The organism is Pseudomonas sp. SIMBA_041 (assembly GCF_046535095.1).
Lineage (GTDB): Bacteria > Pseudomonadota > Gammaproteobacteria > Pseudomonadales > Pseudomonadaceae > Aquipseudomonas > Aquipseudomonas mucoides.
This window is the reverse complement of the sequence record NZ_JAWRXJ010000642.1, coordinates 1-252: the sequence shown is the minus strand read 5'-3', so window position 1 is coordinate 252 and position 252 is coordinate 1. Positions and strand designations below refer to the sequence as shown.

Sequence of the window (252 nt, the reverse complement as noted above, 5' to 3'; positions counted from 1 at the left end):
CATTCTGCGCGCGGTCTACGGCGAGGCGGGCGAGGAGTGACTGGCTGGCGCCTGCTGCTGACCCGGCCGGCCGAGGACTGCGCCGCGCTGGCGGCGATCCTGGCGCAGTCCGAGATCTTGAGCAGCAGCCTGCCATTGCTGGAAATCCAGGCGTTGCCGGTCAGTGACTCGCAGCGGGCTACCCTGCTGGCATTCGACCAGTACTGTGCGGTGATCGTGGTCAGCAAGCCGGCGGCGCATCTTGGCCTGGAG

The 252-nt window shown here is 68.3% G+C and carries 1 pseudogene; it reads left to right on the top strand.

Going from position 1 to position 252, the window contains the following annotated elements:
* Positions 1–36: 36 nt before the first annotated feature.
* Positions 37–252, top strand: a pseudogene (locus SB725_RS32685) (uroporphyrinogen-III synthase); the annotation flags it as partial.